Source organism: Tenacibaculum sp. XPcli2-G (assembly GCF_024124505.1).
GTDB classification, from domain to species: Bacteria; Bacteroidota; Bacteroidia; order Flavobacteriales; family Flavobacteriaceae; genus Polaribacter; species Polaribacter mesophilus.
Genome location: NZ_JAMXSH010000004.1, coordinates 1 through 21,774, shown reverse-complemented (window position 1 = coordinate 21,774; position 21,774 = coordinate 1). Strand labels below are relative to the sequence as shown.

Below are 21,774 nucleotides of genomic sequence, written 5' to 3'. Positions count from 1 at the left end.
AAAATACACTTTTATACCGAATTAAAAATTAATTTACCAATGTAAACGAGTCATAACAGGGTAGTGGTCAGATAGTTTTATGTCTCCGTAGGTTTTAAATTGATTCACAGTAGCTTTTTTATCTGTTAAAATAAAATCGATTCGCATAGGATAAATGTACCTAAAAGACTTGCCTAAACCAATTCCACATTCAATAAAAGCATCTTTTTTATCAGAAGCCAATTGTTTATAAGCCCAAGAATAAGCGGTGTTATTAAAGTCGCCACAAACAATTTTTTTACCTTTCCATGAATACTCATGCTGTTGAATTAATTCAACCTGACTTACTTGTTTTACAAAACCATTTTCTAAACGTTTAAATAAACGCTCAGAACTTTTTTCTCCAAAATTTTCTTTTTTCGGATTTAGTTTTAATGATTCTAAATGCACATTATAAACACGAACGGTGTCATCTTTTACAAGAATATCGGCAAAAATGGTGTTGTTAGCACTTTGTTTAAAATCAAGAGAACCAGAGTTTATAATTGGGTGTTTGGAATAAATAGCTAATCCAAATTTATTCGTTTTCGTTTTCGTTTTGATGTATTTATAAGGAAGTTTAATATCTAACATTTTAGAATTGTAAAATTCCTGTACAGCAATAACGTCTGGATTTTCATTATTGATGAACTCATAAATCTTTTGTTCAGTAGTAACATCTTCTTCATGTTTATAATGATTAAACAAATGGACATTGTAACTCATTATTTTTAAATCATCATTTAAAATTACTTCCTTATTAGAAAATTTAACTAAGGGAGTAGAAACAAACCATCCTATGGCTAAAACAAGTAATGATAAAAAAGCATTCTTATGCATTTTAATAAGCCAATACACAAAAAAAGCAATGTTTACGATAACTAAAAACGGAACAAACAATCCAAAAACAGAAAGGAAAGGAATTGTTTGTGGAGATACGTACGGAAGTGCATATGATAGCAATAAAACAGCCGCAAAAACTGAATTGATAAAGAATATAAATTTATGAGCTATCGAAAATTTTTTCATCTAATTTTTTCCTTGTTTAAATAAAAACTCTTTTTCACTTTTACTTAAAGTATCGTATCCAGATTTACTAATTTTATCTAAAATAGCATCTACTTCTTCTTGGTTTCTTGTTTTATCAACGTTTGGTTTTGGTGTTTTATTACCAGATTTATAAACTGTTTTGAGCTTTCTTTCTTTTTTAGAAAAAAGTTTGTTTATCGATTTAAAAATATCCAACTCCTTATTACTAGCACTACGAACATAGAAAAAACCTAGTAGGGCACCACCTAAATGTGCTAAATGTCCACCAGCATTACCAGCAGGAATTTGAATAATATCAATAGCAATCCAAATACAAGCTAATACCCATAGTTTCACAAAACCAATTAACGGAAACTTTAATTCATAACTAGGTATATAGGTGGCAATACCAATAAAGATAGCAGAAATACCAGCTGAAGCACCTAACAAAACACTATTATGTGCAACATTTTGTAGGGCAGGAAAAAAATTATAACTAGCAACAAAAACAATTCCTCCAAATAATGTTCCTAGTAAATAAAAGGTAAGTAACTGTTTAGGGGTGAAATATTGTTGAAATAAATGCCCGATATAAAATAAAGCAATTAGGTTGAATAGAATATGCAAAAAACTAGTGTGTAAAAAACCATATGTTATAATGGTCCACGGTTTTAGTATAAAATCATCAAAGTTGGCAGGTAACGCAAGCCATTCTACTAAAAAGTTTGTTTTTGATTGAAAAAGAAAACCAAAAGTATTGGTCACAAAAACAAGTAAGAAAACAGCTAAGTTTACGTAAATTAATTGCTCAACAATTCCAGCATGTTTAAATCTATATTTTAAGTTTTCAAGTACATTCATGATGTATGACTTCAGTAAGAATAAAAATTTTAGTTACTAATTTAACGAAATTTAAATTGATTTTTTTTCCAGTACCAAGCAATAATAAAACCAATTATAGCTCCACCAATATGCGCAAAATGCGCGATGTTACCAATTGAATAACTAGTCATACCAAAGAATAAATCACTTAAAATAATTAAAGGAATAAAGTATTTGGCAGCAATTGGAACAGGGAAGAAAATCAATGCTAGTTTAGCGTCAGGATAAGTTAACCCAAATGCGACTAAAATTCCATAAATAGCACCAGAGGCACCAACGGCAGGAGTATGGTATAAACTATAAAATTCACTCATAGTTTTATTAGACAAAGTAATTAAACTATCATTATACTGTCCTGAGCTTAAAATATTTTGAATTTCAGCAGGAGAAACTCCCATACCAATTAATTGCTCATAAATTCCATTGAATTGATAGTAATTTGCCAAAGTGTAAATTAAACCCGCTCCTATTCCAGCAGAAAAATAGAAGAATAAAAATTTATTTCGTCCCCACATTTGTTCAAGTGGGGTACCAAATGCCCATAAACCATACATGTTAAAAAGTAAATGTGCAGTTCCACCATGCATAAACATGTGCGTAACATATTGCCAAACTCCAAAATGTTCATTTTTTGGATAATGTAAAGCAAATAGATTAGTTAAATCCATGTTTAATAACTGCGGAGCAAAAAATAGAATCACGTTAATGATTATTAAATGCTTTATGGCTTGTGTTAATCTAGGCATATTACTTTTTATTTATTAAAAATGGCATCAATTTCATTTAAAGCTAATGTTTTAAACGTAGGTTTGCCAAAGGGTGAAATGTTAGGTTCTTTGCAAGAGAACAAGTTGTTTACTAAGTTTTCTTGCTCTTTTAGGTTTAAAGAAGTTCCTGTTTTTATTGCTAGTGATTTTGCAAATGATTTTGCCATCACGTCAAAGTGACTAAAACTACTATCAGGTACTTCGAGTTTAATATCGTCTAATAACTGTTCTAAAATAAGGGTGATTTGACTTTCACTTATTGAAGTAGGAATTCCGGCAATTACTACACTTTCTTTGGTGAACTCGTCAAACATAAAACCAGCACTCTCTAAATCAGATTTTATACTGTATATCATTTCAATATCTGATGAAGAAAAAGAGATATTTACAGGAAACAGCAATTGTTGACTGCTTGCTTCTTTAACAGTAATGTTCTCTAAAAATTCTTCATACAAAACACGTTGGTGTGCTAAAGATTGGTGAATTAATACCACGCCTGATTTTATAGAACTCAACAAGTATTTTTTTTGAATTTGGAAGGTTTTTCCAGTTTCAGTTTCTTGCTCAGATTCAAAAAGTTGTTCTTGCTGAATAGGCTCAATGGTTTCAGTATTTGTATATAAAGCTTCCCAACTTCCAGTATCTTTTTTAAAGTTAGATTGATAACTGTGCGTTGTGCTACTTTTAGGTGAGCTATTTGTATTAGACGGCTCTTTGTAATTAGTTTCCGTTTTAAAAGGATTAAATGTAGGGTCAACAGTTATTGGAGGAACAGATGAGTTACTCTTTTTGCTATAATCGTAAGGAGTATCTAAAGTAGCATCTCTGTCAAAATCCAATACAGGAGCTACATTATATTGCCCCAAACTATGTTTTACAGTAGCACGTAAAATAGCGTATAATGCTTTTTCGTTATCAAACTTAATTTCCGTCTTTGTTGGGTGAATGTTAATATCAATTGTATTAGGAGGCACCTCTAAATACAAGAAATAAGAAGGATGGGAACCACTTTCTAATAAACCTTCAAAAGCATTTACTACAGCATGATTTAAGTACGAGCTTTTTATAAAACGGTCATTCACAAAAAAGAATTGTTCACCACGTTTTTTCTTTGCGAATTCAGGTTTAGCAACAAACCCGTTAACAGTTATAATATCTGTTTGCTCATTAATAGGAACTAATTTTTCGTTCATTTTAGTTCCAAAAATAGCTACAATACGTTTGCGTAAGTTGCTCTTTTTTAAATGATAAACCTCGTTGTTGTTATGGTGTAATAAAAAAGAAATAGTAGGATGTGCTAAGGCTACACGTTGAAATTCATCAACAATATGACGCGTTTCAACAGTGTCAGATTTTAAAAAGTTACGACGTGCAGGAATATTAAAAAATAAATTTTTAACAGCAATACTAGTTCCTTTTGCAGTTGAAACCACTTCTTGAGAAGTTATCTCACTACCTTCAATTTTTATTTGCGTTCCTAACTCGTCATCTTCTTGTTTCGTTTTTAATTCAACATGCGCAATGGCAGCAATAGAAGCTAAAGCTTCTCCACGAAAACCTTTAGTATTTAGGTTGAATAAATCTTGTGCATCTTTAATTTTTGAAGTGGCATGACGTTCAAAACTTAAACGAGCATCCGTAGCACTCATTCCCTTACCATCATCAATTACTTGAATTAAAGTTTTTCCAGCATCTTTTAACAATAAGGTGATAGAAGTAGCACCAGCATCAATAGAGTTTTCAATCAATTCTTTTACTACAGAAGCAGGGCGTTGCACAACTTCTCCAGCAGCAATTTGGTTTGCAACATGATCAGGTAGTAACTGTATAATATCTGACATTTAGTTATTTTTTGGGAAAAAGATTGTAAGATCAAAGTCGATAATAAACAAGAAAATAAGCGTTAAAACTAACGCTATAATAACTATAGTTTTATTCAGTTTGTAACCAGACTCTTTAAATTCGTCAAAAGCAGCATTAAACTTTCCCTTTAAACTTTTTCTTTTTCCAACAGTAGTTCTGTATTCATCAAACTTTTGTTTTATCTTATAAGGATTTCCTTCTCCTTGATAATAACGAGGTTTGTAATCGAACTTTTTATTTTCTCTTTTGATAAATCCCATAAAATTGTTGCTTCTTTAATAGCTTAAGTGGAACAAAAATCACACCAAATAAGACGAATTCCAAAGTTACTGAATTATAGAGAGGTGGTCAAAAAATGTGTATAAATTAAAGTTAAAAAGCGTTTAGATTCCAAAATCTAAACGCTTTTTAATAATATTTAACTATAACAGAATTAATTAAAAACCTAATGATTTTGATGGACGTTCTTGATTTTTAATTGCTGCCATTTTAACTGCAGCTACTGCACATTCAATTCCTTTGTTACCTAGTTTACCGCCTGAACGATCAATAGATTGTTGTTTGGTGTTATCGGTCAATACACAGAAAATTACAGGAACATCGTACTTAATGTTTAAATCTACAATTCCTTGAGTAACTCCTTCACATACAAAATCGAAATGCTTGGTTTCACCTTGGATAACATTTCCAATGGCGATAATAGCATCTAATTTTTGTGTTTCGATCATTTTTTTACATCCGTACACTAATTCAAAACTACCAGGAACATCCCAAGAAACAATATTTTCCTCTGTAGCTCCACAATCTAATAAAGTTTCAATAGCACCTTTATGAAGGTTTTTAGTGATTTCAGGATTCCATTCTGAAACAACAATCCCAAATCGAAAAGACTTCGCATTTGGGATTGTTGCTTTATCGTAATAAGATAAATTTGTTGTTGCCATTATTGAGCGTATTTTGCACTGTTGATATACTTTTCAATATCTCTTCCTTGATCAGAATCAGCGTATTTTTCTTTAATGGTTGTGTATAATTTTTCAGCTTTACTGTATTCTTTTAAATCCATTGCAATTTGAGCTGCTTTGAATAAAAATAAAGGCGTAGTAAATTGATTATCTTTTTTATTAGCTGCCTGTTGATAATAGTCTAAAGCATCTTCTGGCTGATTGATATCAGCAAAAGCATCACCAATAGCTCCTAAAGCAGTAGGCCCTAATAGCTCATCATCTGAACTAAAGCTGCTTAAATACTCTATAGCTTCTTCGTATTTTTTTATTTTTAAGTAAGAAATACCTGCATAATAGTTTGCTAAGTTTCCTGCTTTTGTGCCACTAAATTGATCAGCAATATCAATAAAACCATATTTTCCATCACCACCCTCTAAACCTAAAGTGTATAATGAATCAGCAATAGCACCAGCAGAGGTATTTGCTTTTTCAAAGAAAGTACGAGGATATGCTAATTCGTTTGAAGCTTCTTGTTGTGTTGGCTCAGCAATAAACTTGTTATAAGCTAAGTACACTAAAATTAAAGCTGCAACAGCTACCAATCCGTAAAATAATGGCTTGCTATTTTTTTCAATCCATTCTTCTGATTTATTCGCCGTATCATCTAAAGTATTAAATACTTCAGCAGTAGTACTTTGAGATTCATCAAATGTTTCTTCTACTTCTTGTGTAACCTTTTCTTTCTTAGGTTTGTAACCTCTTTTCTTGTATGTAGCCATAATTGCTTAAAAAATTAGTGGCGACAAAAATAGTTTTTTTAATTGGATTTTAAAAGTCGTTTTTTCGTAAATTTTCGATAATTTGCGCTTTCTTTTAGTAACAGGGCTCATTCATGTATTTACAAAAACTTTCTTTGGTAAACTTTAAGAATATTGAATCTCAAACTTTTGATTTTCAAAAGAAAATTAACTGTTTTGTAGGAAATAACGGTATTGGAAAAACCAATGTGTTAGACGCAATTTATTACCTGTCATTTGCTAAAAGTTACTTCAATTCGATTGCAGGACAGAATATTCGACACGGTCAAGATTTTTTTATGGTTGAAGGAGATTATTTGTTAAACGATCGACAAGAAAAAATTATCTGTTCCTTAAAAAGAGGTCAGAAAAAAGTATTGAAACGCAATGGAAAAGCCTACGAAAAATTTTCTGAACATATAGGGCAGTTACCGTTGGTGATTATTTCTCCTGCGGATAGGGATTTAATTGTTGAAGGAAGCGAAACTCGTCGTAAATTTATTGACGGAGTAATTTCTCAACAAGATAAAAAGTATTTACAAACGTTAATTTCGTACACTAAAACGGTGAGTCAGCGAAATGCATTGTTGAAGTATTTTGCTGCCAATAGAACATTTGATGCGTTAAATTTAAAAGTATACGATGAGCAGTTAATTGAGTATGGAACGGTTATTTATAACAAAAGAAAAGCTTTTTTAGAAGAGTTTGTGCCTATTTTTAACGATAAGCATAAAATTATTTCTGGAGCAAATGAAGAAGTAAATTTACGTTATAAAAGTCAGTTACACGAGGTGTCTTTAGAAGTTTTGTTGCAACAAAATTTAGAGAAAGATAAAATGCTACAGTATACATCGGTAGGAATTCATAAAGATGATTTAAATTTTGAAATAGAGGAACATCCTATTAAAAAGTTTGGTTCACAAGGACAACAAAAATCGTATTTAATAGCATTAAAGTTGGCACAGTTTGAGTTTATTAAAAAGCAATCTAACGTAACTCCTATTTTGTTATTGGATGATATTTTTGATAAGTTAGATGAAAACCGTGTTGCTCAAATCGTCGATTTAGTGAATAGTGATGAATTTGGACAAATTTTTATTACAGATACCCATGCTGATAGAACAGAGGAAGTGATAAAAAAGAGTAATCAAGAATATCAGATTTTTAAATTATAATCTTAGTTGCAAGAAAACAAGGCAAAAAGCAAATCAAATGGCTAAAAGAGAAAACGATAGTTTTTCAATCAAAGATTTAATGGGAAGCTTTATTCAAGAGAATAATAAGTTGAAAAAAGGATTTCAAAAAATTCATATTGACGAAGCTTGGGAAAAATTGATGGGTGCAGGAGTGGCTTCGTATACCAGTGAAGTAAAACTACAAAACGGCACTTTAATTGTTCGTTTGTCTTCCTCGGTACTACGAGAAGAGTTAAGTTACGGTAAAGATAAGATAATACGTATGATTAATGAGGAAATAGGAGAGGAGCTTGTTAAAAAATTGATGTTGGTGTAGGGTATAATGTGTGTATTATAGCTAACGTGATTGTATAAGCGTAGTGCGAGGTTAGAAGCACTTCACTTTTGTTTAACCTTAAGGTTATAATAGTCTATTTTTCGTATTTAGCACTCTACTCCGCATTACGCTTATACTTTGTTGGTAGTAGTTTTTTTCCAATTATCATTTGAGAATAATAAACCGAAATAGAAATTACCATACTTGGCACTATAAATAACAGTAGGTCATATAAAATTATTTCAAAACCATATTTAAAAGAGCTTATTAAAATTATGACCGCTAATAATATATTTATTGTAATAAAAAGTAATAAATGTTTTAAGTAATTTTTTATTAAAAGTATTGAAAGTGGTGCAAGCCACCAAAACACAAAAAAATAGAAATAGTAACTATAATTTACGTAACTACTGATTTCGGTAAATTTTTTTATGTGATTACTAACTATTCCTTCGATTAAAGGAAAAACAAACTGTCCAACTAAAAGCAGTATTAGAAAATTAGACAAACAAGATAAAAAATAAAATTTTCGCATTCTATATATAAAAGTATGTATGATTGCTATTATTTAGTTCTCTTTTTCCTGAAAGTGTTAATGCCCCATCACATTCTATACTCCCCATATAAGATCTACCCCTACCTCTGCCTGCGCCGATAGAGCAAAACCCATCATCAGCAACCCAATATTTTTGAATACTTGTAATAATTTCTACATGTCCTTTTCCAAAAACAACAATATCTCCAACTTGAACATCTTTGTAATTTTTTCTTTTTCTTAAAGAAGATTTACCCATATAGATTTGTTCTGGGTCATAATAATGATTATTTGATGAAGTAAAGTTATTTAAACCGTATAAATAAATAGCATCACCAACAAAAACATTACAAAGCCAACGTTTTCCGTTTCCTAAATCACTCCAGAACACACTGTATAAGTTTACTTTCCATTTACTCATACAAGCTTCTCTTAATCTAGAAAAGTGAGATATATTGTCTAAGTTAATTCCTCTCCCTTCATATCCAAACCCAGCAAGAGTTGAAATTGTCATTCGTTGCTTCATACTAAGATTATTCCATTTTCGTTTTCTCTCAGATGATTTTAATTTTTTCCAATCTATAAGACTTGGAAACATAGGTCTTCGTGTATGGCTCGTTGCGGGAAATCAGCTATGATTTTCCGCCGTAACCTAAAGATAGCAAATTGCAATGAATTCCGATTAGGAATTCAGCCGCAATGAGCTATACACGTTGTTGCCACACGTTTTTATTCCGCTACAAAATATTCTCTCAAATAGTGGTAACCTATTATTGATAATGTAAACCCAAAACCATATTCATCATAACTTAACCAAACAGAATAGGTCGATTGTTCATTTGGATTATCAACATCATAAATTCCGTGTACTTCGTTAAATCCCCAGCTTCTTCCAGTCCAATTCTTACGTTCTTCTAATAAATCTAACTCGTGAATTTCAAGTTCTTCTGTCCCACCATTATCAGCTCCATACATTTTAATTAATTTTTCCGCTATTTCCACCATATCAGTCAGAGGAATGTCCTTTGATGATGTGAATGTCAAATTTGTTCCTTTATGAAACGTATGGTCTTTTTCATTACCTCCTTGTTGTATCTCTAATTGGTCAAATACATTTAATTCGGTTGGGGTTAGTTCGTAATAATACCTCACAAAACTTATGGTTCCGTCATCTTCTATATTTTCTGTTTTTGAGTCTTCTTGCTCTAAAAATATTGAGTCAATGTCCGTTTTTAGTAATTCTGTAATATTTCCTTTTATTCTCGATTTCCTGTCAATGTCTTTTTCCTTGTTTTTTGTAACAAATAAAGAAAACTCAAACATTGGTTGACTTCTATATTGTAGCAAAACAGTTATATTATCGATAAGCCAAAGATTCATTATCTCTTCATCTTGTCCGAAGATTCCTTTAGTGAAGTTTCTTAACTTTTCTTTGTCTTTAAATGATGAGGGAACTTCTGCATCAAAGTATCCAGTTTCCAAAACAGAATAAATTGTTTCTGCAATAGAATTAATCTTGTTAAAATCACGAGTTGTTGTGTAGAAAATATGTTTTAAATCTCCATTGTCTATTTCTTTTAACAAAATGTTGTCAAAAAGGTCAAAAGCTTTTGTGTTAAACTTTGTTTTAACTCCAATAACACCTGAAGCTATATCGGCAGGATTTTCAAGAATTTGGTCATAAGAGACATTGTTAAAACTACTTTCTTTTAATCCAAGAATTCCAAGTATGTTTTCATTACCCGATTTTATTTCGGTAAGAAATTCAGTTAAGGTGGTTTTTATTTTCTTATTAAAGAACATATTTTCTCAAATGTGTGGCAACTAGTTTATATACGTAATAAAATTACTCTTATATTCTCTTAACGGTAGGATAAGCGGAACTTTTAGCAATTTTTATACGTTTCAAATATATTAAAATCAACAGGTTACTTAAAATAAAGTTATTAACGAGTTATTACTATTTGTTAATTAGTTATACAACTCCAACAAACTTACTACAAGATGTGTCCAAAATCTTATGGAATACCATAAGCTCAATTATTTAGGGAATAAAAGATGTTTTAGGGAGTAGCAACGGTGCTATGTATCGCTATTGACACACTTTATTGAATAGTTTCCAACGAAACCATTAGCGCGTCACGCTGAGCTATCCTCAAGACAACGAAACCATCAGCGCGTCACGCTGGTCTTTCCTCAAGGCAACGAAACCATCAGCGCGTCACGCTGGTCTTTCCTCAACACAACGAAACCATCAGCGCGTCACGCTGAGCTATCCTCAAGACAACGAAACCATCAGCGCGTCACGCTGGTCTTTCCTCAACACAACGAAACCGTCAGCGCGTCACGCTGAGCTTTCCTCAAGGCAACGAAACCATCAGCGCGTCACGCTGAGCTTTCCTCAAGGCAACGAAACCGTCAGCGCGTCACGCTGAGCTATCCTCAAGACAACGAAACCATCAGCGCGTCACGCTGGTCTTTCCTCAAGGCAACGAAACCATCAGCGAGCTTCGTTGAGCTTTCCTCATCAATATGTAAGTACAATAAAGAGTGTAGAGAGCTTTATGATCGAATTATTGCTAGGGTAAAAGTAAAATCTGCTTTAATAGCAGTGTGTAATAAGTTACTAAAATAAGCTTTTAGAATAGTAAAAAGTGGTTTGCCTTATGATGAAAATTACAAAAGCAGGTTGGTTTAAAAAAAAATAAAATTTACTTGTTTTTACTTCAGTTCTTCCTAATACTACTATAGTAATATTTTTCTCACACTATTTTTTAAATTAATGACAATTTTTTAAGAACCCGAATCCGTTTTAATGATTTATGCTCAATACTAACGAAGTTATTGTGAATTAAATTTAAAACAATCTAAGTGTTTGTTTTTGAGTGTATTGATGAGTTTTTAATATGACAAAATGACCTGTTTTTGATGAAAAACAATAGGTGACTGTAAAAATAACAGTCGTATGTTAAAGAAAATTAAAAGTTAATAAAAAGAAGTTGTGTCGTTTTTTATTTTGGCTTATTATTTGCAAAATAGGTGATTGAAATCACTTAAGGTTTCATATTTGAAATAATGTTTAATTAAAATTTTGTAATTATGAGCAATTTAATTAATGTTCCTAAAAACGGAAGTTTAACAAGCACTAATTCAAACGTAAACTTCCCTAACTTGTCTAGTTGGCTAGATGATGTGTTTAATAGAGATCTTCCAGCTGTATTTACATCAAACTTTAATACAGGAATTACTTTACCTAAAGTAAATATTAAAGAAACAGCAGATAGTTATATTGTAGAAATGGCTGTTCCTGGTTTAAGCAAATCTGATTTTCATATAAATATTGATAATCAAATATTATCTATTAGCACAGAAATAAAAGAAGCAAATGAGGAAAAACAAGAAAACTATACTCGTAGAGAGTTTGGATATTCTTCGTTTAAAAGAACATTTACGCTACCAGAAAGCGTGAATGATGATAAGATTAATGCTAGCTACAAAGATGGTATCTTAAACATCTTTTTACCTAAAAAAGATGAAGCAAAACAAAAACCAGCAAGAACAATTAAAATTTCATAATGATTTTTTATCCTTAAAGGAGGTAAGGAGGCTGAATTATCAGCCTTCTTTATAAATATTTTCCTATTAATTTAATATACAATCGTATGCCTAGAAAATTTAAATCAGGAGATTGGGTGAAATTAAAAGGTAGTAATAAAACTCCAAAGATGGAAGTGCTCAAATACATCCTAAAGAAGGATGCCTTATTAGGGGTGAATAATAATGATACTTATTTAGAGTGTGTTTGGTATAAAGATGGTGAACGAAAATCAAAAATATTTCATCAAAACAATTTAGTGAAGTCACCAGAAACAGGAGGTTTATATAAGGTGTAGAAGTTTAATTAACCTTATCGAGTTTACGAATTGTTTAACAAAAAATTAAAAATGATGAGAAAGTATATGTTATGTATGGTCTTGGCTTTGTTAACTATTAGTTGCAATGGTCAAAAACACAGACAAAAAGAAAGTGTTGAGCGTATAGAAAAACAACCTAAAGGAAGTTGGAAAGTTGATAAAGAGTTTGATGAAAATGGAAACTTGATACGGTATGACAGTATTTATACCTGGTCACTTAACAATAATGAAACAAATCTTTCTTCTATAGACAGAGATAGTTTGTTAAAATCATTTAAATCTAAATTTTTTACAAACTTTTCAGAATTTCAAAAGCAAGGATTTGAAGATGTCTTTTCTGAAGACTCTCTTTTTAGTAAACATTATTTTAGTAATGATTTTTTTAAAAGTAATTTTGGTAGAGAATTTATGGAGATAGATAAAATAATGAAACAAATGGAAGATAGGCAGAAGAAGTTCTTAGAAAAATATCAGTCTGAATTTATAAATCCTAAATAAGCTAATTTAAATTAGCTAAGAGGATGCATTTTATTTAGTAAAGGGAAAATAATTAGAGAAAGATTTATAAAAAAACTCGCTACAAAACTGTAGCGAGCCTTTATAATATCTATAAATTCAGTAATCTAAATTAAAGATTAAAACATTTCTCTACCAGAAAAGTGGAAAGCACCTTCGATAGCTGCGTTTTCATCAGAATCAGAACCGTGTACTGCATTTTCTCCAATAGAAGTAGCGTATAACTGACGGATAGTTCCTTCAGCAGCTTCAGCTGGGTTTGTAGCACCAATTAAAGTTCTAAAATCTTCAACAGCGTTGTCTTTTTCTAAGATAGCAGCGATGATTGGTCCGCGAGTCATAAACTCAACTAACTCACCAAAGAAAGGACGCTCGCTGTGTACCCCGTAAAAAGTCTCAGCATCACGCTTCGTCATTTGTGTTTTTTTCATAGCTACGATTCTGAAACCTGCAGCATTAATTTTTTCTAAAATTGCACCAGTATGTCCGTTTTCAACAGCATCTGGTTTAATCATTGTAAAAGTTCTATTTGTTGCCATTATTAAATGTAATAAATATTAGTATATGATAAATTTCTTAATTGTTGTTGATTATGCAAACTTTGCATAAATCGGCGCAAAAATACACTTTTTAATGTTATTAGCAAGTTAAGGGTATACTTGGTTGATTTCTTGTAAGATAGATTTGTTTTTACCACGCATTTGAAAGGTTACTTTTTTAGTTTTTAAATCTAAAAGCAACGTTCCATAGCTTAAAGAATTTACAACATTTCCTATTCTGAAGTTGTTTTCTTCTGAAGAAAATGAAGAATAAGCATGTGTTAACCCACTTGAAGTGAAATCTATAAGAGGATAAGCAAGTCCTTCAATAGTTGTTTTAGAAAACTCAGAAATATGTCTATCTCCAGAAAGAAGAATTACGTTGGTGTTTTTAGCTTTTTTAATTAAACTGAATAAATTAGCTACTTCATGAGGAAAGTTACCCCATTTTTCAAAACCATGTTCTTTTGATAAGATTTGAATACTGCTTACAATTATAGTAAAAGTAGCAGTAGAGTTTGTAAGTTCATTTGTAAGCCATTTCCATTGTGTATCGCCTAAAACAGTACCTTCGTTGTATTCGTTAGGTTGAAAACGTTGTCCGTTAGTACCTCTAGTAAGTGAAGTTCTAAAATAGCGAGTATCTAAAACAATAATTTTAACACTATCATCTTTTGTGTTGAAAGTTTTAGAGTGGTAAACGCCTCGTTGTTTTCTTCTAGGAGAATCTTTAGGGACATCTAAAAAATCTAAAAATAATTGTTGACTTTCGTCTTTCATTTCAAATTCTACACCTGCATCATTTTTACCATAATCATGATCATCCCATGTAGCAAGAATTGGAACTTTGGTAGTTAGTTCTTTATATCCTTTAACCTTTTTTTGACTTTTATACATACGTTTCATTTTACGCATGTTATTAGTATCTGCATAAATATTATCTCCACCCCAAATCCATACATCGGGTTGAAGTGATAGAATGTTTTCCCAAAAAGGATTGTTAAGTTTTTGGTTATTACAAGATCCAAAAGCAATGGAAAATGTATCTTGACTAAAAGATAGAAAAGGGATACTTAGCAAAAAGGTTAATAGGGTAATAAATTTAGTAGATTTCATTAAGTTTTAATTTTATAGCAAAGAAACAAAAAGCAATACATAAAAAGGTTAATATAGCATTAATTTGTATCTTCGCCACTTATGATTTTAAAGCATTTTACAGAATTAAAAGAGTTCTTATCTAAACCTAGGAATATTGTAATAATTGGGCATAGAAACCCAGATGGAGATGCAATTGGTTCAACACTAGGTTTAAAACATTATTTAGACAAAAAAGGACATACGGCACAAGTGTTAATGCCAAACGAATATCCTGATTTTTTGCATTGGGTTCCTGGGTCAAAAACTGTTAAGCGTTTTGATCGTCAAAACAACCAATCTGTCAAAGCTTTAGCGAAGTCTAACATTGTTTTCTTACTAGACTTTAATGCGTTACATAGAGTAGGAAGTGATATGCAAAACACTTTAGAGCAATACGAAAACGATTTTGCTTTAATAGATCACCATCAACAACCAGACGATTTCATGTATATGTATTCAGATACTTCCATGTCTTCAACTTGTCAAATGGTATACAACTTTATTGAAATGATGGGAGATGTAGAGTTAATAGATAAAAATATAGCAACTTGCTTATATACTGGTATTATGACCGATACAGGTTCTTTCCGTTTTAGATCTACAACAAGTACCACTCATAGAATTATAGCAAATTTAATAGATAAAGGAGCTGAAAATGATAAGATTCACAGTAATGTACACGATGCAAACTCTTACAATAGATTATTGTTGTTAGGGCAAGCACTTAGTAATATGAAAGTTTTACCAGAATATAAAACAGCATTTATAACACTTACTGAGGAAGAAAAGAGAAAATTTAATTACGAAAAAGGAGATACTGAAGGGGTAGTAAACTATGCATTATCTTTGAAAGGAATTGTATTTGCTGCCATTTTTATTGAAGATGAAGAACAAGGAATTGTGAAAATATCTTTTCGTTCAAAAGGGAAATTCTCTGTAAACCAGTTTGCACGTAATTATTTTAATGGAGGAGGACATGATAATGCAGCTGGAGGTAGAAGTGATGATAGCTTGGAAAATACGATAGCAAGATTTAAGTCGTTATTACCTACATACCAACAAGAGTTAGAAAAATCGTATGAAGCATAAAATAATACTTTTTGTTTTTACAGCTATACTTATAGTGTCTTGTAAAGAGCCGCAAGCAAGAAGACCAAAGCAACACGGTACAACAAATTTTTATAAAGAAGTTCTTAAAGAGAATAAGAAACTAAACGCTTTAGAAAAAAAACGTTTAGAAGAATGGGTGGCTAAAGATACTCTTAAAGAATATAAAACTTCACCTAACGGTTTTTGGTATACATATATTACTAAAGATACATTAAACTCAAGTTCTCCGAAGTTTGAAGATTTAGTTATGTTGTCTTACAATATAGTAAGTCTGAATGGAGATGTTCTTTATGAAACAAAGGAGAGAAGTTATAAAGTAGATAAAGAAGATTTTATTCCTGCATTACAAGATGGAATAAAGTTGATGAAAAAAGGAGAAACTATTACATTTGTCATTCCATCATACAGAGCTTTTGGAGTTACTGGAGATGGAAATAAAATAGCTGTAAATCAGCCAATACAAAGTACAGTAACATTAATCGATATAAAATCAAAAATAGAAGAATGAAATTAACCAACATTTTAGCAGCTACAGTTGTAGGTTTATCAATTGTTTCATGCAGTAACGGTCAGTTTAAACAAAAAAGTTCATTAGCAACAGAAGTAGATTCTGTAAGCTACGCTTTAGGCTTAGATATGGCTAATAAAATAAAAATGAATTTTGATGATATGGATCAGGATTTATTTGTGCAAGGTTTTAAAAATGGTATGGATTCTACAAACCTATTAGTAGAGTCAAAAGATATAAACAATATTTTAAGAACATTTTTTCAAAAGAAGCAACAAGAAAAAATGAAACAAATGCAAGAAGAGCAAGCTAAAAAAGCAGAAGCTGAATTTGGAGATAACAAAAAAGCAGGAGAAGAGTTTTTAGCAACAAATAAAGCTAAAGAAGGAGTAAAAACTACAGAGAGTGGTTTACAGTATGTAGTTTTAAAAGAAGGAGAAGGCGAAGTTCCAACAGCAAACTCTAGAGTAAAAGTTCATTATCATGGAACTTTAATTGATGGAACTGTGTTTGATAGCTCAGTAGAAAGAGGTGAACCAACTGAATTTGGAGTAGGACAAGTAATTAAAGGATGGACAGAAGGTTTACAGTTAATGAAGCCAGGAGCAAAATATAAATTCTTTATTCCTCAAGAATTAGCCTATGGAGCGCAACAAAGAGGACAACATATTAAGCCTTTTTCAGCTTTAGTTTTTGAAGTAGAGTTATTAGAGATAAAATAAATAAAACTTAAATAGTTGATAATTAATTAGGTTAGCACTTGTTGTTAACCTAATTAATTGTTTATATGAGAAAATAAAAACGAAATAAATGAAATTATTTAAAATTGTATTTGTTGTATTGATAATGTTTGTATCATGTAAATCAGCGAAATACCCTAATTTAGAAAACGGGTTGTATGCAGATATCCAAACAAACAGAGGAGATATCTTAGTAAAGTTTTTTTATGATAAAGTTCCAATGACAGTAGCGAATTTTGTAGCCTTGAGTGAAGGAACACATCCTAAAATGATAGATTCGTTAAAAGGAACACCGTTTTATGATGGAACGAAGTTTCATAGGGTTATTAAAGATTTTATGATACAAGGAGGGGATAGAACAGGAACAGGTGCTGGTGATGCGGGTTATACATTTGCCGATGAATTCCCAATGGATGAAGAAGGAAAACTGTTGTATAAGCACGACGGACCAGGGGTGTTGTCTATGGCAAATTACTCAAGACCAGTTACCAATTCCAGTCAATTTTTTATTACACACAAAGCAACACCTTGGTTAGATGGTGGACATTCGGTTTTTGGTCGTGTTTTGCAAGGTCAGTTAGTAGTAGATACCATTCAGAAAAATGACTATATAAAACAGATAGAAATTTTAAGAATAGGAGAAGAGGCGGCTAAGTTTGATGCTCCAGTAGTTTTTGAAAATGAATTAGCAAACGTTGAAAAGAAAGAAGAAGAGAGAAAGAAAAAGCTAGAAGAGTTAAAACAAAAGTATCAAGAAGAACAAGGAATTAATGATGCAATTACAACTGATTCTGGTTTAAAAATTTTGTCATTACAAAAAGGAAGTGGAAAAAAAGTAAATCCAGCATTGCCAACAACAGCACATTATACGTTGTATTTAGCAGATGGAAGAAAAATAGACTCTAGTTTAGATAAAGGAGAAGCTTTTGTTTTTACTGTAGATGACGAAAACTTTCCATTAATAGCAGGTTGGAAAGAAGGAGTGAAAACAATGAGAGAAGGAGATAAAGTACGATTGTTTATACCTTCTTATTTAGGTTACGGTGATCGTAGAGTAGGGCCAATACCACCAAAGTCAGATTTAATTTTTGAAATAGAAGTATTAAAAGTAGGAAAGTAGTTTTGATAGAAAATATTATACAAAAAGATAAAGAACTTTTAATTTATCTTAACAATTTAGGAAGTGAGCAATGGGATGGTTTTTGGTTAACAATAACCAATCAATTTACTTGGACGCCTTTGTTTGCTTTTGTGCTGTTTTTAGTGTTTAAACAGTTTGGGTGGAAAAAAGGATTATTTACAGTGTTATTTATAGCGGTTATTGTTGCTTTTTCTGATCAATTTACAAACTTGATTAAAAATTCTACAGAAAGAATTAGACCATGTAATACTGAAGGCTTGAAAGAGTATTTGAGAGACTTTACATATAAGCCAAGAGGATATAGTTTCTGGTCTGGTCACGCTTCGTTATCTACTACAATAACAACTTTTATAATTCTATTGTTGAGAAAGCACATTAGGTTAATTTACTTAATGATTTTATTTCCTTTGATTTTCGGATATAGTAGGATATACCTAGGGGTACATTTTCCAGTAGACGTCGCTACAGGATATATTTCAGGTATAATTTTAGGAACATTATTTTATTTTGGATACTTAGCTCTTGAGAAGAGAGTTGGGTTAGGGAAAGAATAGTATTAAGATTATAAGAAACGTTACTGTTTCTAATTAATAAAAAAAGCTTACAAATTTGTAAGCTTTTTTTCTTTAATCCCCTAAAAAAAAATCCGAAGCTTTCGCTTCGGACTTGCGGAGAAAGAGGGATTCGAACCCCCGGTCCTGTTACAGACAACGGTTTTCAAGACCGCCGCATTCGACCACTCTGCCATTTCTCCTGAGTGCCTCATCAGATATATTTCCTGATTGCGGGTGCAAATATATGACCTTTTTTCAATTCTAAAAAAGTTTTTTGATACTTTTTTTAATAAAATTTAAGCTTTAAAAGTGTTGTGAAGCGTAATGCTTTTGCTATCAATAAGTTTGGTGTGAAATAAAATTTTAAAAAATTTAAATAAAAAAATAAACTGAATACATAATAGGATGAGGTAATGGATTAATCGATAATTATAAGAATGAAAATTATCGTTTTTAGTAAATAAATTCTACCTTCGTCTTATTAAATAGTAAGGTATGTTTAATTCATTCGGAAATATTTTAAAGTTAACTACATTTGGTGAATCTCATGGAATAGCGATTGGAGGTGTGATTGATGGATTCCCTGCAGGAGTAAAAGTTAATTTTGATGCTATTCAGCAAGAATTAGATCGTCGTAAGCCAGGGCAATCTAAAATAGTAACACAGCGTAAAGAACCAGATACAGTTGAGTTTTTGTCGGGTATTTTTGATGGAGTGACTACAGGAGCCTCAATAGGTTTTGCAATAAAGAATACAAATCAAAAAAGTAAAGATTATAACCATAATACAGATGTGTACCGTCCTTCACATGCCGATTACACGTATGATAAAAAATACGGAATTAGAGATCATAGAGGTGGTGGACGAACATCAGCAAGAGAAACAGCCAATTGGGTTGTGGCAGGAGCGCTAGCAAAGCAATTAATCAATCACATTAATATAAATGCATTTACATCATCAGTAGGAGACGTTTTTATGGTAAAGCCATATCAAGATTTAGACTTTTCTAAAATTGAAAGTAACATTGTCCGTTGTCCTGATGAAGTATCAGCAGAAAAGATGATTGCTAAAATTCATGAAATACGTAAAGCAGGTGATACTGTTGGAGGAACAATAACATGTGTAGCACAAAATGTACCTGTAGGTTTAGGAGAACCTATTTTTCATAAATTACATGCAGAGTTAGGAAAAGCCATGTTATCTATAAACGCTGTAAAAGGATTTGAGTTTGGAAGTGGTTTCTGTGGAGCAAAAATGCAAGGTTCTGAGCATAACGATATTTTTAATCCAGACGGAACAACACGAACTAACTTGTCAGGAGGAATTCAAGGAGGGATTTCTAACGGGATGGATATCTATTTTCGGGTAGCATTCAAACCCGTAGCGACAATAATGCAAAATCAAGCAACAACAAACTCAAAAGGAGAGGCTACTGAGATACACGGAAAAGGGAGACATGACCCTTGTGTAGTACCAAGAGCAGTACCTATTGTAGAGGCATTAACAGCTTTAGTACTTGCCGATTTTTGGTTAATGAATAAAACTAGAAGAATTTAAAATTAAAAACACCATTTTAAAAAAATGATGTTTTTTGTTTATAACAATTTTACCTATTGTTAAATAAATCATTTTATTTTAAAGTAACTTTACAAAGTCACTTCGGATGATTTCGGTGCTCTATCGAAATTGTATCGAGAAGTTTATACGAACCTGTTCTCGATAAAGTCATTCTAAAGACAATTTTATAATATTTTATTTAGATATGATTATGGACTATATTAAAGGGCGTGGTGCACAACACAACACGCACAATAAATTTATACAACATCAACACGAGGTGTTAGATGACTTTTTAAATTATTGCGAAGCTGAAAATGAATCAGCAGATAACAATAAAACAACCTATTTAGAAATTTATCCCAAAACAATTTTAAATAAAGTAAAAAGTCCAGACATTGGATTTTCATATTCAATGAACCCATACCAAGGCTGTGAGCATGGATGTATATATTGCTATGCACGTAACACGCATGAATATTGGGGGTATTCAGCAGGATTAGATTTTGAACGTAAAATACTGTATAAAACAAATGCACCAGAACTATTAGAGAAAAAACTGCGAAGTCGTAATTGGCAACCCCAAAATATTATGTTTTCAGGAAATACAGACTGTTACCAACCAATAGAAAAGAAGCTTGAAATCACACGAAAAATGCTACAAGTGCTGTTAAAGTTAAAGCATCCAGCAAGTATGATAACAAAAAATGCACTAATACTTCGTGATTTAGATATCTTAAAAGAAATGGCAGCTATGAATTTAGTGAGAGTGAATATATCAATCACATCGTTGTTAGAAGAAACAAGAAGAGTAGTAGAGCCAAGAACAGCAACAATCGAAAAAAGATTAGAAGCAGTTAAGACGCTAGCGGAAAATAATATTCCAGTTAATGTTATGATGGCGCCAATTATACCTTCAATCAATAGTCATGAAATATTACCATTAGTAAAAAAAGTAAGTGAGTTAGGAGCAACATCAGTTGCATATACAATAGTACGTTTGAATGGAGCGATAGGGGAAATTTTTGCCAATTGGGTAAGAAAAACCTACCCAGATAGAGCAAACAAAATACTGCATCAAATAGAAGACACGCATAAAGGCTCGTTGAATGATTCACGTTATGGGGGTAGAATGAGAGGAGAAGGAAAAATAGCAGAGCAAATAAATACACAATTTAAGCTGGCAAGAAAACTGTATTTAAAAGATAAAACACTCCATCCGCTAGATTATACCAAATTTGATAAGTACCAAACGAATCAAACAACACTGTTCTAAATAATATTTTATAAAAGGCAATTACCTACATTATATATAACGTATTTCTAAAAAACACCTTTATTAATGTGGGCGTTCCATTTAAAGGTTATTTTCGCTTATGCTTAATAACACTAAATGTTGGGCTTTCCGCTATATCTTTTGTTCTTGAGGTGCTATCGCAAATCAAAAACAAAAGGATGCCGCTTTAATCCCTAACGCGATTTGCTACCATATATATAGTATCTAAGTCACTATTAGTATTAAAGGGAATAGTTAAATCGGGTGTTTAGAGTAAAAGAGTAGGTATTGTTTTGATTGGTTAGAAAAACTTCAGGGTGTAACTAATTATATAATAACGTATTAATAAATATTTTAAAAAAAAGGTTTAAAAAGTGCTTGTTAAGTGGGAAAAGGTATCTATATTTGCACCCGCTAAGGGAAAAACGCAAG

At 31.5% G+C, this 21,774-nt stretch carries 23 protein-coding genes and 1 tRNA gene; 12 read left to right on the top strand and 12 right to left on the bottom strand.

The genetic code is table 11. The features are described 5' to 3' along the window. Window positions 1-33 precede the first annotated feature (33 nt). The 7 genes from NH341_RS11015 to NH341_RS10985 form a co-directional block, all read right to left on the bottom strand. Window positions 34-1,047: an endonuclease/exonuclease/phosphatase family protein gene (locus tag NH341_RS11015; RefSeq protein ID WP_073184842.1), complete on the bottom strand. Its 1,014-nt coding sequence runs from the start codon at window positions 1,045-1,047 to the stop codon at window positions 34-36. Next, window positions 1,048-1,908, bottom strand: a complete 861-nt coding sequence (locus tag NH341_RS11010; protein WP_159616630.1) for a rhomboid family intramembrane serine protease — start codon at window positions 1,906-1,908, stop codon at window positions 1,048-1,050. Window positions 1,909-1,949: 41 nt separating this feature from the next. Further along, on the bottom strand, window positions 1,950-2,675 hold the full coding sequence (locus tag NH341_RS11005; RefSeq protein ID WP_125068278.1) for a rhomboid family intramembrane serine protease: 726 nt from the start codon (window positions 2,673-2,675) through the stop codon (window positions 1,950-1,952). Window positions 2,676-2,683: 8 nt separating this feature from the next. Further along, the gene (gene mutL, locus NH341_RS11000) at window positions 2,684-4,537 is read right to left on the bottom strand and encodes a DNA mismatch repair endonuclease MutL (RefSeq protein ID WP_159616632.1); all 1,854 of its coding nucleotides are present in this window, start codon (window positions 4,535-4,537) and stop codon (window positions 2,684-2,686) included. Next, the gene (locus NH341_RS10995) at window positions 4,538-4,819 is read right to left on the bottom strand and encodes a riboflavin synthase subunit beta (protein ID WP_047790452.1); all 282 of its coding nucleotides are present in this window, start codon (window positions 4,817-4,819) and stop codon (window positions 4,538-4,540) included. 177 nt (window positions 4,820-4,996) lie between these two features. Beyond that, on the bottom strand, window positions 4,997-5,503 hold the full coding sequence (gene ribH, locus NH341_RS10990; RefSeq protein ID WP_047790451.1) for a 6,7-dimethyl-8-ribityllumazine synthase: 507 nt from the start codon (window positions 5,501-5,503) through the stop codon (window positions 4,997-4,999). Next, the gene (locus NH341_RS10985; protein WP_073184850.1) at window positions 5,503-6,285 is read right to left on the bottom strand and encodes a tol-pal system YbgF family protein; all 783 of its coding nucleotides are present in this window, start codon (window positions 6,283-6,285) and stop codon (window positions 5,503-5,505) included. The genes ribH and NH341_RS10985 overlap by 1 nt, the downstream gene beginning before the upstream one ends. 113 nt (window positions 6,286-6,398) lie before the next feature. Between NH341_RS10985 and NH341_RS10980 the strand changes: the two genes are divergently transcribed. Both NH341_RS10980 and NH341_RS10975 read left to right on the top strand, forming a co-directional pair. After that, window positions 6,399-7,478, top strand: coding sequence for a DNA replication/repair protein RecF (locus tag NH341_RS10980; RefSeq protein ID WP_047790449.1), 1,080 nt, complete (start codon window positions 6,399-6,401; stop codon window positions 7,476-7,478). 37 nt (window positions 7,479-7,515) lie between these two features. After that, window positions 7,516-7,815: a DUF721 domain-containing protein gene (locus NH341_RS10975; protein ID WP_047790448.1), complete on the top strand. Its 300-nt coding sequence runs from the start codon at window positions 7,516-7,518 to the stop codon at window positions 7,813-7,815. Window positions 7,816-8,351: 536 nt separating this feature from the next. On the opposite strand, the gene NH341_RS10970 is transcribed toward NH341_RS10975, so the two are convergent. Both NH341_RS10970 and NH341_RS10965 read right to left on the bottom strand, forming a co-directional pair. Then, complete coding sequence (locus NH341_RS10970) at window positions 8,352-8,948, bottom strand: hypothetical protein (RefSeq protein WP_253056876.1); 597 nt, start codon at window positions 8,946-8,948, stop codon at window positions 8,352-8,354. 131 nt (window positions 8,949-9,079) lie between these two features. Continuing rightward, window positions 9,080-10,153, bottom strand: a complete 1,074-nt coding sequence (locus NH341_RS10965; protein WP_253056874.1) for a hypothetical protein — start codon at window positions 10,151-10,153, stop codon at window positions 9,080-9,082. A 1,296-nt stretch (window positions 10,154-11,449) separates the two neighbouring features. Here NH341_RS10965 and NH341_RS10955 point away from each other — a divergent pair. From NH341_RS10955 to NH341_RS10945, 3 genes are all read left to right on the top strand, one after another. Beyond that, on the top strand, window positions 11,450-11,926 hold the full coding sequence (locus tag NH341_RS10955; protein ID WP_253056872.1) for an Hsp20/alpha crystallin family protein: 477 nt from the start codon (window positions 11,450-11,452) through the stop codon (window positions 11,924-11,926). Window positions 11,927-12,012: 86 nt separating this feature from the next. Beyond that, a complete protein-coding gene (locus NH341_RS10950) occupies window positions 12,013-12,243 on the top strand; it encodes a hypothetical protein (RefSeq protein WP_253056870.1) in 231 nt (76 codons plus the stop codon). A 51-nt stretch (window positions 12,244-12,294) separates the two neighbouring features. Continuing rightward, complete coding sequence (locus NH341_RS10945; protein WP_253056868.1) at window positions 12,295-12,762, top strand: hypothetical protein; 468 nt, start codon at window positions 12,295-12,297, stop codon at window positions 12,760-12,762. A 137-nt stretch (window positions 12,763-12,899) separates the two neighbouring features. On the opposite strand, the gene NH341_RS10940 is transcribed toward NH341_RS10945, so the two are convergent. Both NH341_RS10940 and NH341_RS10935 read right to left on the bottom strand, forming a co-directional pair. Then, window positions 12,900-13,319 (bottom strand): nucleoside-diphosphate kinase, encoded by a 420-nt coding sequence (locus tag NH341_RS10940; RefSeq protein WP_028892988.1) that lies wholly within the window; start codon window positions 13,317-13,319, stop codon window positions 12,900-12,902. Between the two features lie 108 nt (window positions 13,320-13,427). Further along, window positions 13,428-14,435: an alkaline phosphatase D family protein gene (locus tag NH341_RS10935; protein ID WP_253056866.1), complete on the bottom strand. Its 1,008-nt coding sequence runs from the start codon at window positions 14,433-14,435 to the stop codon at window positions 13,428-13,430. Between the two features lie 81 nt (window positions 14,436-14,516). Between NH341_RS10935 and NH341_RS10930 the strand changes: the two genes are divergently transcribed. The 5 genes from NH341_RS10930 (at window position 14,517) to NH341_RS10910 (ending at window position 18,509) form a co-directional block, all read left to right on the top strand. Then, window positions 14,517-15,545, top strand: coding sequence for a bifunctional oligoribonuclease/PAP phosphatase NrnA (locus tag NH341_RS10930; protein WP_047790443.1), 1,029 nt, complete (start codon window positions 14,517-14,519; stop codon window positions 15,543-15,545). Next, complete coding sequence (gene gldI / locus NH341_RS10925) at window positions 15,535-16,074, top strand: gliding motility-associated peptidyl-prolyl isomerase GldI (RefSeq protein WP_047790442.1); 540 nt, start codon at window positions 15,535-15,537, stop codon at window positions 16,072-16,074. Before NH341_RS10930 ends, gldI begins: the two co-directional genes overlap by 11 nt. Further along, the gene (locus NH341_RS10920) at window positions 16,071-16,796 is read left to right on the top strand and encodes an FKBP-type peptidyl-prolyl cis-trans isomerase (RefSeq protein ID WP_253056864.1); all 726 of its coding nucleotides are present in this window, start codon (window positions 16,071-16,073) and stop codon (window positions 16,794-16,796) included. The genes gldI and NH341_RS10920 overlap by 4 nt, the downstream gene beginning before the upstream one ends. A gap of 88 nt (window positions 16,797-16,884) precedes the next feature. Beyond that, a complete protein-coding gene (locus NH341_RS10915) occupies window positions 16,885-17,934 on the top strand; it encodes a peptidylprolyl isomerase (RefSeq protein WP_253056862.1) in 1,050 nt (349 codons plus the stop codon). 2 nt (window positions 17,935-17,936) lie between these two features. Continuing rightward, window positions 17,937-18,509 carry a phosphatase PAP2 family protein gene (locus NH341_RS10910; RefSeq protein ID WP_239180769.1) on the top strand — a complete coding sequence of 191 codons (573 nt, stop codon included), beginning with the start codon at window positions 17,937-17,939 and terminating at the stop codon, window positions 18,507-18,509. 115 nt (window positions 18,510-18,624) lie between these two features. Here the strand turns inward: NH341_RS10910 and NH341_RS10905 are convergent. Continuing rightward, window positions 18,625-18,709, bottom strand: a tRNA-Ser gene (locus NH341_RS10905). Between the two features lie 295 nt (window positions 18,710-19,004). Here NH341_RS10905 and aroC point away from each other — a divergent pair. Both aroC and NH341_RS10895 read left to right on the top strand, forming a co-directional pair. Further along, window positions 19,005-20,066, top strand: coding sequence for a chorismate synthase (gene aroC, locus NH341_RS10900; RefSeq protein WP_047790439.1), 1,062 nt, complete (start codon window positions 19,005-19,007; stop codon window positions 20,064-20,066). Between the two features lie 211 nt (window positions 20,067-20,277). Beyond that, window positions 20,278-21,342, top strand: coding sequence for a PA0069 family radical SAM protein (locus tag NH341_RS10895; protein ID WP_253056860.1), 1,065 nt, complete (start codon window positions 20,278-20,280; stop codon window positions 21,340-21,342). Window positions 21,343-21,774 lie beyond the last annotated feature (432 nt).

Excerpts from the sequence above, each read along its gene's own strand:
- NH341_RS11010 (WP_159616630.1), bottom strand. The coding sequence starts at position 1,908 with ATGAATGTACTTGAAAACTTAAAATATAGATTTAAACATGCTGGAATT.
- NH341_RS10965 (WP_253056874.1), bottom strand. The coding sequence starts at position 10,153 with ATGTTCTTTAATAAGAAAATAAAAACCACCTTAACTGAATTTCTTACC.
- NH341_RS10930 (WP_047790443.1), top strand. The coding sequence starts at position 14,517 with ATGATTTTAAAGCATTTTACAGAATTAAAAGAGTTCTTATCTAAACCT.
- NH341_RS10935 (WP_253056866.1), bottom strand. The coding sequence starts at position 14,435 with ATGAAATCTACTAAATTTATTACCCTATTAACCTTTTTGCTAAGTATC.
- NH341_RS10975 (WP_047790448.1), top strand. The coding sequence starts at position 7,516 with ATGGCTAAAAGAGAAAACGATAGTTTTTCAATCAAAGATTTAATGGGA.
- NH341_RS10920 (WP_253056864.1), top strand. The coding sequence starts at position 16,071 with ATGAAATTAACCAACATTTTAGCAGCTACAGTTGTAGGTTTATCAATT.
- NH341_RS10980 (WP_047790449.1), top strand. The coding sequence starts at position 6,399 with ATGTATTTACAAAAACTTTCTTTGGTAAACTTTAAGAATATTGAATCT.
- NH341_RS10940 (WP_028892988.1), bottom strand. The coding sequence starts at position 13,319 with ATGGCAACAAATAGAACTTTTACAATGATTAAACCAGATGCTGTTGAA.
- NH341_RS10915 (WP_253056862.1), top strand. The coding sequence starts at position 16,885 with ATGAAATTATTTAAAATTGTATTTGTTGTATTGATAATGTTTGTATCA.
- NH341_RS10950 (WP_253056870.1), top strand. The coding sequence starts at position 12,013 with ATGCCTAGAAAATTTAAATCAGGAGATTGGGTGAAATTAAAAGGTAGT.
- gldI (WP_047790442.1), top strand. The coding sequence starts at position 15,535 with ATGAAGCATAAAATAATACTTTTTGTTTTTACAGCTATACTTATAGTG.
- NH341_RS11005 (WP_125068278.1), bottom strand. The coding sequence starts at position 2,675 with ATGCCTAGATTAACACAAGCCATAAAGCATTTAATAATCATTAACGTG.
- NH341_RS11015 (WP_073184842.1), bottom strand. The coding sequence starts at position 1,047 with ATGAAAAAATTTTCGATAGCTCATAAATTTATATTCTTTATCAATTCA.
- mutL (WP_159616632.1), bottom strand. The coding sequence starts at position 4,537 with ATGTCAGATATTATACAGTTACTACCTGATCATGTTGCAAACCAAATT.
- NH341_RS10985 (WP_073184850.1), bottom strand. The coding sequence starts at position 6,285 with ATGGCTACATACAAGAAAAGAGGTTACAAACCTAAGAAAGAAAAGGTT.
- NH341_RS10955 (WP_253056872.1), top strand. The coding sequence starts at position 11,450 with ATGAGCAATTTAATTAATGTTCCTAAAAACGGAAGTTTAACAAGCACT.
- NH341_RS10895 (WP_253056860.1), top strand. The coding sequence starts at position 20,278 with ATGGACTATATTAAAGGGCGTGGTGCACAACACAACACGCACAATAAA.
- NH341_RS10995 (WP_047790452.1), bottom strand. The coding sequence starts at position 4,819 with ATGGGATTTATCAAAAGAGAAAATAAAAAGTTCGATTACAAACCTCGT.
- ribH (WP_047790451.1), bottom strand. The coding sequence starts at position 5,503 with ATGGCAACAACAAATTTATCTTATTACGATAAAGCAACAATCCCAAAT.
- aroC (WP_047790439.1), top strand. The coding sequence starts at position 19,005 with ATGTTTAATTCATTCGGAAATATTTTAAAGTTAACTACATTTGGTGAA.
- NH341_RS10970 (WP_253056876.1), bottom strand. The coding sequence starts at position 8,948 with ATGTTTCCAAGTCTTATAGATTGGAAAAAATTAAAATCATCTGAGAGA.
- NH341_RS10945 (WP_253056868.1), top strand. The coding sequence starts at position 12,295 with ATGATGAGAAAGTATATGTTATGTATGGTCTTGGCTTTGTTAACTATT.